The sequence below is a fragment of the Maribacter sp. genome (assembly GCA_020629415.1).
Lineage (GTDB): Bacteria > Bacteroidota > Bacteroidia > Flavobacteriales > Flavobacteriaceae > Maribacter > Maribacter huludaoensis.
The window spans coordinates 17,766-35,685 of sequence record JAHDDL010000018.1 but is presented as its reverse complement, the minus strand read 5'-3'; the positions used below and the strand labels follow the sequence as shown (position 1 = coordinate 35,685).

19 protein-coding genes are annotated in these 17,920 nt (G+C 35.3%); 12 read left to right on the top strand and 7 right to left on the bottom strand.

Annotation, left to right across the window (positions count from 1 at the left end):
• Window positions 1–39: 39 nt before the first annotated feature.
• On the bottom strand, window positions 40–1,704 hold the full coding sequence (locus QZ657_RS09100; RefSeq protein WP_291966401.1) for a hypothetical protein: 1,665 nt from the start codon (window positions 1,702–1,704) through the stop codon (window positions 40–42).
• A gap of 127 nt (window positions 1,705–1,831) precedes the next feature.
• Entirely contained in the window at window positions 1,832–2,482 is a 651-nt protein-coding gene (locus tag QZ657_RS09095; protein ID WP_276472373.1) for a rhomboid family intramembrane serine protease, read from the bottom strand.
• 57 nt (window positions 2,483–2,539) lie between these two features.
• Between QZ657_RS09095 and QZ657_RS09090 the strand changes: the two genes are divergently transcribed.
• Window positions 2,540–3,436 carry a lysophospholipid acyltransferase family protein gene (locus tag QZ657_RS09090; protein ID WP_291966400.1) on the top strand — a complete coding sequence of 299 codons (897 nt, stop codon included), beginning with the start codon at window positions 2,540–2,542 and terminating at the stop codon, window positions 3,434–3,436.
• A gap of 73 nt (window positions 3,437–3,509) precedes the next feature.
• Here the strand turns inward: QZ657_RS09090 and glmM are convergent, their stop codons facing one another.
• Complete coding sequence (glmM, locus tag QZ657_RS09085) at window positions 3,510–4,898, bottom strand: phosphoglucosamine mutase (protein ID WP_291966398.1); 1,389 nt, start codon at window positions 4,896–4,898, stop codon at window positions 3,510–3,512.
• A 95-nt stretch (window positions 4,899–4,993) separates the two neighbouring features.
• Here glmM and QZ657_RS09080 point away from each other — a divergent pair, with 95 nt between their 5' ends.
• The 4 genes from QZ657_RS09080 to QZ657_RS09065 all read left to right on the top strand — a co-directional run bounded on the left by QZ657_RS09080 (window position 4,994) and on the right by QZ657_RS09065 (window position 9,045).
• Window positions 4,994–5,590, top strand: a complete 597-nt coding sequence (locus QZ657_RS09080; protein WP_291966396.1) for an acyl carrier protein phosphodiesterase — start codon at window positions 4,994–4,996, stop codon at window positions 5,588–5,590.
• A gap of 62 nt (window positions 5,591–5,652) precedes the next feature.
• Entirely contained in the window at window positions 5,653–7,344 is a 1,692-nt protein-coding gene (gene ggt, locus QZ657_RS09075; RefSeq protein WP_291960973.1) for a gamma-glutamyltransferase, read from the top strand.
• A gap of 61 nt (window positions 7,345–7,405) precedes the next feature.
• Window positions 7,406–8,104 carry a hypothetical protein gene (locus QZ657_RS09070; RefSeq protein WP_291966394.1) on the top strand — a complete coding sequence of 233 codons (699 nt, stop codon included), beginning with the start codon at window positions 7,406–7,408 and terminating at the stop codon, window positions 8,102–8,104.
• A gap of 515 nt (window positions 8,105–8,619) precedes the next feature.
• Entirely contained in the window at window positions 8,620–9,045 is a 426-nt protein-coding gene (locus QZ657_RS09065) for a GNAT family N-acetyltransferase (RefSeq protein WP_291966393.1), read from the top strand.
• A 9-nt stretch (window positions 9,046–9,054) separates the two neighbouring features.
• Here the strand turns inward: QZ657_RS09065 and QZ657_RS09060 are convergent, their stop codons facing one another.
• Window positions 9,055–9,822 carry an XRE family transcriptional regulator gene (locus QZ657_RS09060; RefSeq protein WP_276472366.1) on the bottom strand — a complete coding sequence of 256 codons (768 nt, stop codon included), beginning with the start codon at window positions 9,820–9,822 and terminating at the stop codon, window positions 9,055–9,057.
• 139 nt (window positions 9,823–9,961) lie between these two features.
• On the opposite strand from QZ657_RS09060, the gene QZ657_RS09055 reads away from it, so the two are divergent.
• The 4 genes from QZ657_RS09055 to QZ657_RS09040 all read left to right on the top strand — a co-directional run bounded on the left by QZ657_RS09055 (window position 9,962) and on the right by QZ657_RS09040 (window position 13,305).
• Complete coding sequence (locus tag QZ657_RS09055; RefSeq protein ID WP_291966391.1) at window positions 9,962–11,221, top strand: putative DNA modification/repair radical SAM protein; 1,260 nt, start codon at window positions 9,962–9,964, stop codon at window positions 11,219–11,221.
• 208 nt (window positions 11,222–11,429) lie between these two features.
• Window positions 11,430–12,206: a TIGR03915 family putative DNA repair protein gene (locus tag QZ657_RS09050; RefSeq protein ID WP_291966388.1), complete on the top strand. Its 777-nt coding sequence runs from the start codon at window positions 11,430–11,432 to the stop codon at window positions 12,204–12,206.
• Between the two features lie 91 nt (window positions 12,207–12,297).
• The gene (locus QZ657_RS09045; protein WP_291960295.1) at window positions 12,298–12,756 is read left to right on the top strand and encodes a DUF3291 domain-containing protein; all 459 of its coding nucleotides are present in this window, start codon (window positions 12,298–12,300) and stop codon (window positions 12,754–12,756) included.
• Window positions 12,757–12,873: 117 nt separating this feature from the next.
• On the top strand, window positions 12,874–13,305 hold the full coding sequence (locus QZ657_RS09040) for an OsmC family protein (protein ID WP_291966387.1): 432 nt from the start codon (window positions 12,874–12,876) through the stop codon (window positions 13,303–13,305).
• An 8-nt stretch (window positions 13,306–13,313) separates the two neighbouring features.
• Here QZ657_RS09040 and QZ657_RS09035 read toward each other — a convergent pair whose 3' ends face one another.
• A complete protein-coding gene (locus QZ657_RS09035) occupies window positions 13,314–14,318 on the bottom strand; it encodes a sugar kinase (RefSeq protein ID WP_291966385.1) in 1,005 nt (334 codons plus the stop codon).
• A gap of 180 nt (window positions 14,319–14,498) precedes the next feature.
• Here QZ657_RS09035 and QZ657_RS09030 point away from each other — a divergent pair, with 180 nt between their 5' ends.
• A complete protein-coding gene (locus QZ657_RS09030; protein WP_291966383.1) occupies window positions 14,499–14,813 on the top strand; it encodes a hypothetical protein in 315 nt (104 codons plus the stop codon).
• Window positions 14,777–15,667 (top strand): alpha/beta hydrolase, encoded by an 891-nt coding sequence (locus QZ657_RS09025; protein WP_291966381.1) that lies wholly within the window; start codon window positions 14,777–14,779, stop codon window positions 15,665–15,667. The genes QZ657_RS09030 and QZ657_RS09025 overlap by 37 nt, the downstream gene beginning before the upstream one ends.
• Before the next feature lie 9 nt (window positions 15,668–15,676).
• On the opposite strand, the gene QZ657_RS09020 is transcribed toward QZ657_RS09025, so the two are convergent.
• The gene (locus QZ657_RS09020; protein WP_291960287.1) at window positions 15,677–16,207 is read right to left on the bottom strand and encodes a hypothetical protein; all 531 of its coding nucleotides are present in this window, start codon (window positions 16,205–16,207) and stop codon (window positions 15,677–15,679) included.
• A 155-nt stretch (window positions 16,208–16,362) separates the two neighbouring features.
• Between QZ657_RS09020 and QZ657_RS09015 the strand changes: the two genes are divergently transcribed.
• Complete coding sequence (locus tag QZ657_RS09015; protein WP_291966379.1) at window positions 16,363–17,406, top strand: ThuA domain-containing protein; 1,044 nt, start codon at window positions 16,363–16,365, stop codon at window positions 17,404–17,406.
• 4 nt (window positions 17,407–17,410) lie between these two features.
• On the opposite strand, the gene QZ657_RS09010 is transcribed toward QZ657_RS09015, so the two are convergent.
• Window positions 17,411–17,887 (bottom strand): nuclear transport factor 2 family protein, encoded by a 477-nt coding sequence (locus tag QZ657_RS09010; protein WP_291960285.1) that lies wholly within the window; start codon window positions 17,885–17,887, stop codon window positions 17,411–17,413.
• Window positions 17,888–17,920 lie beyond the last annotated feature (33 nt).

Below are 17,920 nucleotides of genomic sequence, written 5' to 3'. Positions count from 1 at the left end.
ATGTTCGGGCTTTTTTTTTATGTCCTTATATCAAAATGATCAAAACACATCTCTTACATCTCTAAAGGTACCTTCTATCGTAGTATTAGCTGCTCTAGTAACTCTACCAAAGATATTTACTACAGAGTCATCTCCTATAAATTCAATGGAAGCACCATCATTAAGAATTAAATCGCCATAAATGGTCAAATTACCTTCTACCCTTAATGTTGCACCAGAATTAATGGTTACATTTCTTTGTCTATTATTTCTACCAACAACCAATGTACCGTTTATTTCAAACAATCCATCTGCATTTACATTAACACCATCCCTTACGGTCCATGATCCACATAGCAATAAATTTCCTCCAACATTAATATTGTTGAATCTTTTAGAACCTCTATAAGCAAGGGTATCTTCGTTATTAACGTTTAAATAGGAACTACCTGAGTATGCATTCAAATCCTCACATCGTGTAACCAAACTATCATCTGGCCTATTTAGTTTTATAATCTGAAAACCTTGTTTTCCTGAAGCTGCAAAAATATAATCGCCTTTTGTAGCTACATAGTTAATAGAACCTGTAAGCTCAATTACACCTACACCAACCGTATTATCATCATTGGTTTCAGAAAGACTTAACCCTCCTGCACCGTTTGCCATTAATAATACATTTTCATTGACGGCTACACCATTGGTCACTATTTCTCCCGGCTCGGCATTTTCAGGACTCGTCAATATTGGCAAGTATTCTATAAAGCTACCTGAAGTTGCGTTATATACACCTGCTCCTCTGGTTCCTTCCGAAACAACAATATTGTCATTTAAAAAATCTAATGTACGTTTGGCATCTATTCCAAAATCGGAATCTATAGCAATACTACGCGTGGTATTCAAATTCTGATCTAAAAAGCTCACTCCTTGCGCAGCGTCCAAAACAGCCATTTCATTACCATTATAAGCAACGGAACGTAAATCTGAAAATGCTGCCTCGTTCAACACACTTAAATCATTTTTATCATAAACGACCACAAAGCCATCTTGACCACTTGTAACCACTACATTATTATTGATTATACGTACATCTGTTGCATTAAAGCCCTCTTGAAAACCATAAGTTATGTTAGACGTATTCATTCTACCACCACTAACAGCTATTTTGGCCACAAGGGAATTTGCCGTTGCGGTAACGGACTGTTCCGCATCTACGCCACCTGCAACATATATATACCCATTATCATACGCAATAGAATTTAAATCGGCATTCGTATAATATACTCTTGACGTAACTCTAGGGCTTGTTGGATCACTAATATTTATAACATCAATGGCACCAACATAGTCTAGGCCAACCGTATTATAAGATACATAACCATAATCACCATCTAAGGCAACATGTGTAGCCGCTAAATTTTGTCCGTTAGTAAATGTAGGAGGCTCTATTTGAGCAACTAGAGAAAGTGGATAATCACCTGCTTGTTCCTCTTCATCTTTACCGGTAATAGTTGATCTTTTTCCGCTGACCGACGGATCTTCAAAAATATCCAATACACCGGCACGCTCAAAACTAATACTGTTATCCAGTTTAGATTGATCAGTTTCACTTACTAAATTATCTTCAGGGTTTTCAAAAATTGTGGTTTCATCACTACAACTTGCCGCAAAGAAGGATGCAGCAATTGATAAAAACCATACTTTTCTTACAGATAGGTTTGATTTCATTTAATTCGGGGTTTCGGTTTTAACGTACCGAATTGCCCTCTTGTTGTCTATACACAGAGAAATACGATGAAATGCATGTTTTTAACGTAAAAAATACACTTCATCGATAAATACTACTGAAAGTGGTCTAAATCTTACCCATTTTTTCAAGTACTATCAATAAGATAATCGGTAAGGCAAGCAAGCCTACCATTAGTGTCTCGGTCTGTAAAAGACTTGGCATAAATAAAAGTGTAGTCAGATAACCCCCTATTGCACCACCAAAGTGTGCGGTATGCCCAATGTTGCCCAAACGTTTTTTCATACCATAAATTGAATACAATAAATAACCGATACCTACTACGTAGGCAGGTACGGGGATTGGAATAAACATAATACCTAAACGCATATTAGGCTGAAGAAGAATTGCTGAATACAAAATACCGGTTACGGCACCACTGGCACCTACTGCGGAATAGTACGGCTCATCCTTATGAAAACTTAGCGCTAATAAACTACCGCCTACAAGGCTTATTGCATATATAATCAGAAATTTTGTTGTGTCGAACCAATTAATTACAACGCCTGCAAAGAAATAAAGTGTCAACATATTAAATAGCAAGTGAGAAACATCTACATGTAAAAAACCTGATGTGGCCATCCGGTCTTTTTGCCCCGCTTTAATAGCACCAATACTAAATTTATAACGTTCAAAAAACGTAGTATCATTAAACCCTTTTATTGATACTAATACATTTGCCGCTATTATTGCTATGGTCGCTATATCAATGTTGTACATTTACTGCCCTTTATTTGGCGTCAAATATAACTATATTTGTCCATAATTTTTTTGAGAATGCAACTATTGGCCTTTGTTTTAATCTATCCTTTTTTATGGGTCGTTTCCATTTTGCCGCATCGCCTTTTTTATGGTTTATCCGATATTGCCTGTTTCTTTATCTATCGTGTTTTTGGTTATAGAAGAAAAGTAGTTCAAGAGAACTTAAATTTGGTCTTCCCTGAAAAGTCTCAACAGGAAATTGAGCGTATTGAGAAGAATTTTTACAAACACCTTTGTGATATGTTCCTAGAAATGGTCAAAACCATGAATTTGAGCAAAGAGGCCGTTGCAAAAAAATACCAGCTGGTCAATCCTGAAGTTTTGTTGGAAATAGAAAAAGAGCGTAGTATTATAATTTTATGCGCTCATTACGCCAATTGGGAATGGAACGTAAGTATCAATAATTACGTTAATTCTAAAGGCTATGCGGTCTATCAAAAAATAAACAATTCTTATTTTGACAAATTCATTAAAAAAGTTAGGGCACGCTGGAATACCGTATTGATTACACAGGCCCAAACAGCTAAAACGATTATTCAAAACTACCGAAACAATGTAAGGGCAACCTACGGCATGGTGAGCGACCAATCTCCACAAGCACACAAAGCTCATTATTGGACAGATTTTATGGGGATTACGGTACCTATATTCAATGGCGGCGAAGCTTTGGCCCGTAAGACAGGGATTGCTACGGTATTTCTAAAAGTCAGTAAAGTAAAACGAGGTTTTTATAAGGCAGAATTTATTCCTATATCCATTAACAGCAAAGAAACCAAAGAGCACGAAATAACCGATAAGTTCCTTAGACTTACAGAAAAACAAATTAGAGAAAAACCGGAATATTACCTATGGACGCATAAACGCTGGAAACATAGGGGCAAAAAACCTGCGTCATTTGCAGATGTAAATTAAAATCATAAAAAAAAACCGGTTATAGCTGAACTATTTCCGGTTTCTTTTTTATCTCAAATTTTAGAAGTATACCCTACAAACCTGCAATTGTTTTTATCTCACCAATAATTCTATCCGCTAGTGCATCAGCTTCAATTTGACTCTTGGCTTCTGTGTAAATTCTTATTATAGGTTCTGTATTCGACTTTCTAAGATGAACCCAGTTTTCCGCAAAATCTACCTTTACACCATCAATGGTTGAAATATCTTCATTGGCATACTTTTCTGCCATAGATTTTAAAATACCATCAACATCTAAACCAGGTGTTAATTGAATTTTCTTTTTACTCATATAATAACTTGGGTAGCTAGCCCTAAGCTCGGCAGCGGTACCGCCTTTTTCTGCCATTAGCATTAAAAACAATGCCGTACCCACTAAAGAATCACGACCATAGTGACTTTCAGGATAAATAATACCGCCATTACCTTCACCACCTATTACTGCATTGTTAGCCTTCATTTTAGTAACAACGTTAACCTCACCTACAGCTGCAGCTTCATAAGTTCCGCCATGTTTTAGGGTAATATCCCGTAATGCTCGCGAAGACGATAAATTGGAGACCGTATTGCCCTTTGTTTTACTTAAAACATAATCCGCACAGGCAACCAAGGTATATTCCTCCCCAAACATTTCACCATCGTTGCTAATGAACGCCAAACGGTCAACATCCGGATCTACAACAATACCAAAGTCAGCTCTTTCTTTTACCACCAATTCGCAGATATCCTTTAGGTGTTCTTTTAAGGGCTCTGGATTATGAGGAAAATGACCAGTAGGATCGCAATACAGTTCTACCACTTCTACACCAAATTCCTTTAAAAGTTTTGGTATGGCAATTCCACCTGTAGAATTTACCCCATCAACAACAACCTTAAACTTAGCTTTCTTGACCACTTCGGCGTCAACCAAAGAAAGATTTAAAACTTCGTCTATATGTATATCTATATAACTGTCATTCTTATTGATAATACCTAAATCATCAACCTTAGAGAAATTAAAATCTTCTTTCTCCGCTATTTCCAAAATCTTGGCACCTTGTGCAGCATCTAAAAATTCACCCTTTTCATTCAAGAGCTTAAGTGCATTCCATTGCTTTGGGTTATGGCTGGCAGTTAAGATGATACCACCATCTGCATTTTCCATAGGCACCGCAATTTCAACGGTGGGCGTGGTAGATAAATTTAAATCTACAACATCAATACCTAAACCCACCAAAGTAGAAACTACAAGGTTTTGAATCATCTCGCCAGACAAACGTGCATCACGACCTATAACCACTTTTAACTTATCTTTTATGGAATAGTCTTTTAGCCAAATGCCGTAAGAAGCAGCAAATTTTACCGCGTCTATAGGTGTAAGATTGTCTCCTGGCTTTCCCCCAATAGTGCCCCGTATTCCTGAAATAGATTTTATTAGTGTCATATAATCTTAATAAGTTTTTTGCAAATATAAACGGATCATACTTACCACTATTGCCCTTCTTTGTAAATTCGAACTACTAAGCTTAATTTAATCCAATGAATTTTTTAGCACATATTTATCTTTCTTTCAACGATAAAGAAATTACTATTGGCAACTTTATAGCCGATAGTATTCGTGCCAATAAATTTGAACATTTACCTATTAAGGTACAAAAAGGCATAAAATTACATCGCCATATAGATACCTATACAGATAGTCATGTTATACCAAAGTTGAGCAGTAAGCGGCTTCATGCAAACTACAGCCATTACAGTAGAGTTATCGTCGATATTTACTATGACCATTTTTTGGCAAAGAATTGGTCTAAATATTCTGACGTTCCGTTAGATGTTTTTGTAGATAATTTTTATGACCTCTTAGAAGATAATTACGAGATTCTGCCTATAGGAGTCAAAAAGATGATGCCTTATATGATTGCCGATAATTGGATATATAACTATTCTAAGATGGATGGAATAGCTCGCGTACTTAACGGTATGAACCGTAGAACCAACAATAAGTCCAAAATGAATTTTGCCATTCTAGACCTTGAAGAACATTATGATGCTTTTGAGGCCGAGTTTACAGCGTTTTTTGAAGAACTTATTACTTTTTCAAAACAAAAATACACATCATTAATAAAAAAAGTATAAATATTATTTACTATTGACCAAATATTTAAACTCATTTATATAAATAATTAATTTAACCATCTATGAACCAAACAAAATTTATATTCTGGTTAGCTGCATTTGTAATATTAGGCAGTTGCAAAGAGAATCCTGCGGCACCTACAGGTAGGGTAACGGATAAAGCAATGGTAGTTTCGGCACGTGAAGAAGCTTCAAAAATTGGTAGTGACATCATGCAAAAAGGCGGTAACGCTTTTGATGCTATGGTAGCTACAGAAATGGCTTTGGTAGTCGCCTACCCCTTTGCAGGTAATCTTGGCGGCGGCGGTTTCATGGTCTACAGACAAGCAAACGGTGAAGTCGGTGCTTTGGATTATCGTGAAAAAGCACCTTTATCCGCTCATAAAGACATGTATTTAGATTCATTGGGCAATGTAATTCCCGGCAAAAGCACATTAGGTGCTACTGCTGTTGGGGTACCGGGTACGGTTGCCGGAATTATTGAAGTACACAAAAAATTCGGCTCTCTCCCCTTAGAAGAAATTATGGCTCCCGTTATTGCTCTAGCGGAACGCGGTGTTGTCGTTACCGCTAATCAAGAAAAAAGACTATCCAGCCAAAGAGATAAATTTATTGAGGTAAATGGTGACAGCACCAAATTTGCAACTGTTTACAAAACAAACGACACCATTAAATACCCGGCATTAGCAAATACTTTTAGAAGTATTGCAAAGCATGGAAGAGACGGATTTTACAAAGGTGAGATTGCCAAGAAACTGGCAGCATTCATCCAAGAAAAAGGTGGTTACGTTACTGTAGAGGACTTAGAAAAATACCAGGCGGTATGGAGAGACCCAATTACTTTTGATTATAAAGATTTGCACATCATTTCCATGAGTCCGCCAAGCAGTGGCGGCGTAACCATCAATCAGATATTCAAAATGATGGAAAAATATGATGTAGCAAAACTAGGTCACAATACCCCTAAAATGGTACAATTATTTACCGAGGCATCTAGAAGGGCCTATGCCGATAGAAATTATTTTTTAGGTGACCCCGACTTTGTTAAAATTCCATATGACAAATTATTAAGTGAGGACTACCTAGCCGAAAGAATGGCCAATTTTACATTTGACAAGGCAACAAAATCTTCTGAGGTAGAGCATGGTAAAATTGATGTTGTTGAAAGTATGGAGACCACCCACTACTCTATTGTTGATCAAGATGGTAATGCCGTTTCCGTAACAACTACTTTAAACGGTGCGTATGGCTCTAAGTTATATTCAGATGAGCTTGGATTCTTTTTGAACAATGAAATGGATGATTTCAGTGCCAAAGCAGGTGTACCAAATATGTTTGGTCTAGTAGGTGCGGAAGCTAACAGTATTGCCGCCGAAAAAAGAATGCTTAGTAGCATGACTCCTACTATAGTTGAACGTAATGGAAAATTATATATGGTAGTAGGTACCCCAGGCGGATCTACGATCATTACTGCCGTTGCACAAACTATTCTAAACGGATACGAATTTAAAATGAGCATGCAAGAAGCGGTTGACGCTCCACGTTTTCACCATCAATGGTTACCTGATATGGTCATTTTTGAACCAGACGGATTCTCCGCCAGCTTAAAGGATGAACTCAAGGCCAAAGGTTATATTATTAATGAAGAAAGAACACCTATCATTGGCAAAGTAGATGCCATTCGTATATTGGATAATGGAAAGCTTGAGGGCGGTGCCGATAAACGTGGAGATGATGCAGCCGTAGGATTTTAAACTTATTAAACAAACTTTTATTATTTTATAAATATTTACTGTACAATAATTTATATACATTATGATTAAGAAACTATTTAAAATAATCGGAATTCTATTTTTACTTGGATTAATAGGTTATGGAATTCTTTACTACCTCTATAATGAGCCATTACCTACAGGGGAATCTGGACCTGAAGCGGACGCTTTGGCCTATAGAATGTTAGATGCCCTTAATTATAAAAATTATAATAAAACTAAAATTTTAGAATGGTCTTTTCGTGACGACCACCATTACAAATGGAATAGAGAGAAGGAGATTGTTACAGTTTCATGGGACAATATTATTGTTCAATTAGACTTGATCACCCCTTCTTCTAGTACGGCAAGTATAAATAACGAATCTGTATCCTACGAAAAAACACAGGACCTTATTGAAAAAGCACAAAGTTATTTTAACAATGATTCTTTCTGGCTGGTAGCGCCATTTAAAGCCTTTGACCAAGGCACAGAGCGCTATTTAATAGATATGGAAGATGGTTCAGAAGCACTACTGGTTACTTATACGAAAGGTGGAGATACCCCAGGTGATTCTTATATGTGGATTATTGAACCCAGTGGAAGACCTAAAAGTTTTAAATTATGGACAAAAATAATTCCTATAGGCGGAATTGAGGCTAGTTGGGAAGAGTGGGTTAAAACCGAAAGCGGAGTGTTTTTACCAACACAACACAAATTAGGACCGCTTTCAATTTCTATGGGCGATGTTATTGGTCGCTAACACATATTGCAAATCGTTATTAGAATATTGTATCACTGATAATTTGTTCTAACAAGAGAAAAACTCTTTTGAAGATTTTTTTTCTATTTAGAACCTTGTTCAATGATTACTCTGCCGTAAACCTGTACCATGATTTTTGACTTTTTGAGTTGCTAGTTTTTATTTTTCAAGTATTTAAAGGCTTCATTCTAAATTTAGTTTGCTTGGATATTTTATAAAATGAACTAACCGGAATACTTGTAAGCGTGGAAAGTTCATAGCTTACCTACGCTTTACCAGCTATGTTGCAAAAGTTTAATGGAAATCAAAATGCTTTAAGCTTTATTAACAAATGGTACAGATGGCTCTACTCATGCTTTAAAAACTATAAAATTTTGCCACAGCGCATCACTTTATTTAGATATATACTTAGCTTATAAACAATTTAAACTCAGCTAGCATAAATAGTATAAAAAGTAATACCAGATTACATTAGATACAATAAATGAAATTACTTCAATTTTTGAAATATGAATATGGAAATTAAATTAATAACGCTTAACGAAGTCACCTCCGAACTACAATCCCAACTGACCGAACTATACAAGCAACTTAATTCGGAATTAACACAATTGGACATTGCCACAGCATTGTCCGATTACAATACTACTGAAGCCGTAGTTTGTTTGGTAGATAAAAAACTAGTAGGTATTGCCATGATGGCAAAATACAAAGTAGTATCAGGACATAAAGGTATGGTTGAGGATGTAATCGTATCATCAGATTATAGAGGTCAAGGTATTGGAAGAAAACTAATGGAAAAACTTTTAGAACGTGCTGAAGCATCAAAACTAGACGATGTATTACTATTTAGCGGTCACCATAGAACTGCCGCTATAGCGCTTTACAAAAGCTTAGGATTTACGTTAAAAGAAAGCGGAATATATATTAAAAAAATTTAAAGTATTTATTTAATTAACCTTCTTAACATGTTGTAATTGATCTTTTAACTCTTTCATAGACTCTTGAAGCTGTCGCAGCAATCCACTATCCGTTGTAGCATCTACATTGAACGTAATTTTACTGCTCACCTCCCAAATTTCTTGAATTTGAAAAGGTTTTATATCATAAGGAGGGTATGTTTCGTTTAAAGAAATCAGTGTTACATTATTTGAATTCGGTCTTTTCTCCACCTTTTTTACCATTATAGAATCTTGCAAAACCACTACATACATTTTATTCGCACTTACATAATCTATATGTTCAATTGCCCTGGCCAAAACCCATTCACCCGGATGTAAATTGGGCAACATACTATCTCCCTCTACTTGAAAGCCACGATAAGTAGCATTTCTAAATTCGGGAATAGGCAAATCAAAAGCAGGTAATTGCTGATACCAACTGGTATCCGAAATATTTTGAGGATACCCGGCCGCAGCTTTCGCATTCACCAAAACCATGTTATCCCTATTAGCGGAATCAACCGTTACAACTTTGGGTATAACGCTTGTCTTTGACGTTTCTAAATATTGTTCTTCACTTTCGCCAAAAAGCCAAAGCGGATTAATTTTAAATTGCTTCAATAACTCGGAAACCACTTTACCTGAAAGTTTTGTTCTGCCCCGTTCTATATCAGCAGTGGTATTAGAGACTCCGATCAACTTGGCAAAATCTGCCTGGGTATATCCTAATTCCCGTCTCAAATCTGTAAACCGTTTTAACGTCAATTCGTTTTCCATAATATAGCTCGTTATCAATCAAGTATTTAGCATTCTCGATACTTCAAATATAGTGAATATGGATTATATCCAAAAAATAATTAGGAATATTTCCATAATTAGGAATATTTCCATAATTTTGGATTAATTACTAATTGCTATGGATTTTAATCGAATTAAAGAAAAATTGAATATTTTGGCAGATGCCGCTAAATATGATGTGTCTTGCTCAAGTAGCGGCAGTAATCGTAAAAACAAAAATAATGGTTTGGGAGACACCGGTACCGGAATTTGCCATACCTACACAGAAGATGGGCGTTGCGTCTCCTTGTTAAAGATATTGTTAACCAATCATTGTATTTTTGATTGTGCATATTGTGTTACTCGTAAAAGTAACGACATACAAAGAGCTGCTTTTAAAATACAAGAAGTAGTAGACCTAACCATTAATTTTTATAGGAGAAATTATATAGAGGGTCTGTTCTTAAGTTCCGGTATTTTCAAAAGTGCCGACCACACTATGGAACGACTTATTGCCGTAGCTAAAAAATTGCGTGAAGAAGAAAGTTTTAACGGCTATATTCATTTAAAGTCCATACCTGGCGCCAGTGACGAACTAATGTATGAGGCCGGTTTATATGCTGACCGTTTATCGGTCAACATTGAAATCCCCACTATTTCCGGCCTTAAACTATTGGCCCCAGATAAAAAACATGAAGATTTCATTAAGCCTATGCAAAAGGTTAAAGATGAAATTATACGTTACAAAGAAGAACGTAAAATCATTAAAAGTACCGCCAAATATGCTCCTGCAGGTCAGAGCACCCAAATGATAGTTGGTGCTACAGGAGAAAGTGACAAGGACATTATGTACTCTGCCACACATTTTTATAAAAATTATAAAATGAAACGTGTGTATTACTCCGGCTATGTTCCTATTTCTACAGATAGTAGACTACCGTCATTAGGCTCAGAAGTTCCTATGCTTCGTGAAAACAGGTTATATCAGACAGATTGGCTCCTTCGTTTTTATGGTTTTAGTGTAAATGAAATATTGGATGCTGACAATCCAAATTTAGATATGGATATTGACCCCAAATTAATGTGGGCGTTACGTAACCTAAATCATTTTCCGGTAGACATCAACAAAGCAGAACCACGAATGCTGGCAAGAATACCGGGAATAGGTATGGGCTCTGTACATAAAATAATAAGTGCAAGAAAATATCGTAGTTTAAATTGGGAACATCTTAAAAAAATGGGAATCGCGCTCAATAGAGCTAAGTATTTTATTATCTGTAATTCTAATGATTGGGAACGTAGAGATTTAGACGCACCTAAAATTAAAGGAATGATTTTACAATCTCAAAACGGGAAATTCAAAAATCAATATAACAATCAATTATCACTATTTAACTAAAGTATAACTTAATTATAATTTTATGACTATGGAAAATCTAAACAGCCCATTAAATACACAAAACATTTCAATTTTGAACATTGTTTTGAACCGTAGTCAGAGTCAAATTTTAACTTTAGGATACCAATTGGTATTATTAAAAACTAAAATTAAAAAAAGACTAAAAATCATTACTCGTATATTTTTTTTTAACTTCTAAAACTATAATATGAATACTTCAAAAATTCTAGTTTACGATGGTAGTTTCAATGGTTTTTTGACTGCTGTTTTTATTGGCTTTGAACAAAAATTAGCTCATGCCGATATTCAAAAAAACAGTCAATTTCAAAAAGGACTCTTTGCCGAAACCGAAACAATTTTTACAAATATTGAAAAAGCACAGCGTGTTTGGAATGGTGTACGAAAAAAAAATAATTCGGCAATTAAGAATATTTACTTTGCTTTTTTAAGTGAGCAAAATAATATTGAGGCACTACTCTATCACTACATACAAAAATTAATGGGTGGCAAGTACTTGGGCTCAACAGATTTTGGCGATGATGCAATTTTGAAAATAAATCAAATAGCTCATAAAGTAGGTAGAGAAAAACACAGAATGGAAGCCTTTGTTCGATTTCAACTCACTAAAGACGATGTTTATTTTGCCAATATTGAGCCAGATTTTGATGTACTACCACTAATATCAAAACACTTTAGAAATAGATATGCCGATCAGCAATGGATTATTTATGATGTTAAGCGTAAATACGGGATATTTTATGATTTACAGACCGTAGAAATCATATCACTTGATTTAACGGATATTCACACTAATAGTATTGAAAAAAGCGCTGTATTTACAAAGGAAGAATACAATTATCAAGACTTATGGAACAACTATTTTAAAAGTACCACTATTAAGTCTAGAATCAATACCAAATTACATGTTCAACATGTACCAAAGCGTTATTGGAAATATTTATCTGAAAAAAAGGAAGCCGTGTAGATTTATAATTCATTTTTGTTAATTTGGTAATTTACCTTGGTATAAATATGTAATATATTTTATTAAGCTCATATTTATAAGCATTGATTACATGGAGAACCATTACCAATTAGCACAGATCAATATTGCCAGAATGAGGGGAGTAAGCATTAACGACCCAATTATGAAAGAGTTTGTCGACAACTTAGACAAGGTCAACCAGCTAGCAGAACAAAGTGAAGGTTTTATATGGCGACTTAAAGATGAAACCAATGATGCTACCAGCTTCAACCCTTACAATGATGAACAAGTAATTGTAAACATATCTGTTTGGGAATCTACTGAAACTTTAGAAAAATTTGTATACAGAACTTTCCATACAGATTTTTTAAGAAGAAGAAAAGAATGGTTTTTAAAATATGGTAAGGCATCTAATGCAATGTGGTGGATCAATAAGGGTGATTACCCTACTGTGCAGAACGCTGTTGCTCTTCTTGATTACCTTCAAATAAACGGTGCTTCAGAAAAAGTATTCGATTTTAAAAACAAGTTCTCATCCCCTAACCCCTAAATTCTTTTTTCATGCTTTTATGTTTAACTGAATAAGTGTGACTTTAATCAGTTTTTAGTAGCGCATTCAATTGTAATTTTACACTACTAAATATTACAATGGTATACTAATACGGTATTGTTAAAATATAAAAATTGCTACATAAACTATAGAATAAATGCTAATTCTAAATCTAACGATGACGCTACAATTCATATTAAAAAATCCAGTATAGATTTTGTAACTACCAATTCAACTTCAAAAAGTCTTCCAAATCCTGCGGAATTATTTTTGGGTTCTTTTGCTGCTTGCATGTTAAAAAATGTTGAACGTTTTTCTAAAATGATGAAGTTTGAATATCAGAAAACCGATTTAGAAATTAACGCAGATAGGCTTGAAAATCCACCGAGAATGGATAACATTGTTTACAGTTTAATTATTTATAGCAATGATGAAAAACTAAATACAAGACTTTTGAAAAAAAATATTGAAAAACACGGTACTATATACAACACGGTAAAACGCTCATGCCAAATTACAGGCATGATAAAAGTTGAAAGTTTACAATAGTCTTAATTCTATCGTACCAATCTGCCCGTAATATTGCCCGCAATTATATTGTTGACCTCATTTACGGTTGCAAAATTTACATCACCTTCATAAGTATGCTTTAAAGCACATGCTGCACTGGCAAACTCCATGGCTTTATAATCACCATATTGTTGTAACCCGTAAATCAATCCTGCAGCAAACGCATCACCTGTTCCTATACGGTCAACAACGTGGGTTATATCTATATCCTGCGTCTCCCTAAACTCTTTACCATTCCACATTCTTGCCCTTATTTTATGCCAAGAAGAATTTAATGAAGTCCTAATTTTATCAAATACTTTTTCAATGTTTGGAAATTCCTTCATCAGTTGTTTACTAGCCGCTATAAAGTCATCGTTTTCATATCCAAAGTCGGTTCCCAAAACCTCATTAATTTCATTTACGCCACCAATAAATATGGTAGAATAATGCAATAATTCTATTAATGCTTCTTTTGGATCTTGACCATATTTCCATAAACCACTACGATAGGTAGGGTCCGCAGAAACGGCAATACCTTTTTCTCTTGCTAATTTTAATCCTTCTTTCAAGGTAACATAAGCTCCCTCTGACAATGCAGGTGTTATACCTGTCCAATGCATCCACCCTGCATCTTCCAATGCATTTTCCCAATTTACTCTAGAGGGCTCTATTTCAGAAAATGCTGAATGAGATCGGTTATAAGATATCATGCTGGGCCTTATTACTGCGCCTACTTCTAGAAAATAAACACCCAAAGGTCTTTTAGACTTTACAACTGCAGATGTATCTACCCCAAATTTTTGAATATAGGTCAAGGCAGTAACTCCAATAAAATCATCGGATACGGCACTAATGTGTTTTACATTGCCTCCAAAATTAGAAATGGAAATTCCCACATTTAACTCCGTCCCGCCAAAATAAAACTCAACAATATTGGATTGAACGAATTTTTTGTTGCCTCTAGGTGAGATTCTCATTAATACTTCACCGAACGTAACCACCTTACCCATGATATAAATTTTATTCTAAAATAGCCAATGCACAATTAAAAACAAGTCTTATTATAAAATATAATAAAACAGCTAACAAATGAATAATAACTGCGTGATAAAGCTTTATACGGTACTAAAAACTACAAGTTAATTATATGAACCGTGCAACCTTTTGCCTTATTCACTTACTTTGTTTATATGAAGGCGATAGTAAAACATGAATGGAGAAAAACGGAAAAAGGTATTTATTTGCCTAAGAGTACCCCAGAATTAGTAACCATACCAAAGTTTAAATATTTAAGTATCCACGGTGAGGGTAATCCTACTAGTGCAACTTTTACAGAATATATTCAGGCACTGTACAGTCTTGCATATGCTATTAAAATGACTTTAAAGAAAACAGATGTCTTACCAGAAGTATTGGCGGTATTGAACAATGGGTATCCATTAGCGGAAATGACACCAATAATCCCGTGGTGTTGCTGGTTCACGGTGGTCCGGGAAGCACCATGAGCTATTATAAAGAAAATGTCTTTGCTGGTTGGATGAAAGAGTATACCATAGTACATTGGGATCAACGAGGCTCCGGTAAAACATTTGGTATTAATCGACCTAAAGAAATGAACAATGATTTTTATACCAATAATCTACTTTCATTTGAACAAATGGCCAATGATGGTATTGCAGTTTCAGAGTATGTATTAAATCGATTAGATAAGAGCAAATTAATATTGATCGGCACTTCTTGGGGCTCTATATTGGCGACACAAATGGCGCAAAAAAATCCAGATTTATTTCACGCCTATCTTGGCCATGCTCAATTTGTAAAATTTACTAGAAATATCAATAATGCCTATTGTGAAGTTTTTAAATTTGCCAAAGAAAAGTTAGATGATCAAGCCGTAAAAAAACTTAATGATCTGGGCGCGCCACCATACCGGAGAGCAAAAGATTATGGTCAGCTACTAAATGTAGTGCAACGGTTTGAAAAAGAACATTCAGAACCTGTACCCTCTAAATGGCGAAAAATTGCAGATGAATATGACAACAACCATGATAGTAAAAATAGATACGATGGCGATGATTATACTTTTCTAAATCTTGTGGGCGATGAGTATTTGGGGGTACCCGCAATGACCACACACATTGATTTTGATAAAACAGCAGTAACATTTAAGCTACCGGTTTATTTAATTCAAGGAGAAAATGACGTTTTATGCCCAAAGGAATTGACCAAACCTTATTTTGATAAAATTAGGGCCCCAAGAAAAGAATTTGTAATCGTTTCAAAAGCGGCCCATATGGTAAATGAAGCTATTGTTAAAAAACAATATGAAATTGTAAAAGCGCTTCGTGTTCAACATTGAACCGGAAATCTATTTACCCGATTTCTCGCCAACAAAATGATCGCTTTTTGCCTTAAAAAGAACATTAAATGTTGTTAAACTACCATAGATACGAGTAATATACTGTTGCAAATCTATTTTCTCTTGATCATCTAAATTCTTGCTTGAATTTATTTTTTGCTCCATAACCCGTATACGGTCACGCACCATCACAATTTTATGAAAGAACGTATTTATTGGAATTTCTTTATTGCTCATACCTACTTCCCCGGGCTCTAAAATTAAACTTCCACCCTTCCACTTATCGGCAATGGCCACTCGCTGTGTTGCATCACTCCATTTTTGCAAAATAGCTACCAAAGAACTTTCTACATCAAAAAAACTAACGGTATCCACTTCATTTTCAATTGCTTCAACAACCTCTATATCCGCATCAATTTCTATGGTCTCCAATCCTTTATCAATGAATGTGACCCAATACATATTGCTTGAAACATTGGTAATTACTCCTTTGCCGTATTCTTTATGTATTATTCTTGACCCTATTCCTAATATTTTCATTCTGCTGTGCTTTAATTTCCATGCTAATTTAAGATCAGTTTTTATCTTCAGCAAAAAGATGTCTATTTTTTACTCTATACTTATTGTACCAAGTTTTTTGTCATCTTAACTTCTTCATGTACATTTAAAGTCAACAATAATCGTAACCCATCAATATGAAAAATTTAATGGCAATAATTTTATGTAGCTTAATGTTCACCGCTTGTGGCGAGAAAAAGAAAGAAATTGCCGAACAAGCCCAACCACCTTCTAAACTAAAAGCATTAATTATTGATGGACAGAATAATCATTATGTGTGGCCAAAGACTACCATGATGATGAAAGATTATTTAGAGCAGACTAATTTATTCACGGTAGATATTCAAAGAATGGATTCAATCTGGTTGGGCATAAAATATAATAAGACAAGACCTGAAAGCTATACTTCTTTCATAGAATCCTATCCTTTGAACGATAAAGTATATCACATATCTGAAAGTCCTATAAAAACTTCTGATTTTAAATTCCCTTTTAACGATTATGATGTTATAATTTCCAATCTAGGGGCCGATTCTCCTCTGTGGCCAGAACAGACCAGAAAAGATTTTGAGGAATATATGAAAAACGGTGGAGGTCTAGTGGTAATACATTCTGCCGATAACGCATGGGGAGACTGGGAAGAATATAATAAAATGATCGGTTTAGGAGCATGGGGAGGTCGTGATGAGAAATCCGGACCATATGTGTACTATGATGCTAACGGGGAATTGATAATAGACACCTCTGAGGGAATCTGTGGTTCTCACGGTCCTGAATATGAGTTTGAATTGACCAATAGGGCACCGGATCACCCGATTATGAAAGGTATTCCTGAAAAATGGCTACATACACCCGATGAAATGTACGAGCGCATGAGAGGTCCTTTTGAAAATGCAACCATATTGGCGACGGCATTTGCAGACGTTGAAAAGAATGCCCCGCCTTGGGACCCTTCAATTACAGGTTTAGGTCAGAATGTTCCTCAACTCATGGTCATTAATTACGGTAAGGGGCGTATTTTTCATTCTACCTTAGGACATTTTGATTATTCTATGGAGTGTGTTGGTTTTATAACTACGTTACAGCGCGGTACCGAATGGGCAGCTACAGGCAAGGTTACCCAAAAGATTCCTAAAGATTTTCCATCAGCGGAGACCTCCAGTTCCCGATCATGGAAATAGATTTTTAATGTTGATCGGATATTGGTTTACAGTCTTCTCTTCTCCTAGAATCTAGCAAGTGGATGATTTTCCATGCATCTTTTTCTTTCATTAACTGAAAAGAATTAACACCGCAGTGACTGAACTCACCATTATACCAAAATTCGTATGGGGCCCAGACGTGGGCAATACCCCCGTCTATTTGCAATTTATAATCCAATATTTTTTCGTGAAAAGGTATTGAATCCGGTGTGGAAGACATGAAATATATTAAATCCTGAATACCGTTTTTTCGGTAATCCATTTTACCTGATTCATTTAAGGTAACTACGGTCTGCATTAAAATATCAGATTTGACTACACGTTTCATTGCATGTTCATTTTTACCATTTAATGCGTAAAAAAAAGTTTCAACCGCGTATTTGACCTTTACCTCTTCATCTGCTTGTGCCTTAATTAGGTTGATAAACAAGAATGGTAAAAGGAAAGCAAAATATTTCATGGATTCTTATAAAAAGTTACTTGCGGTAAAAAT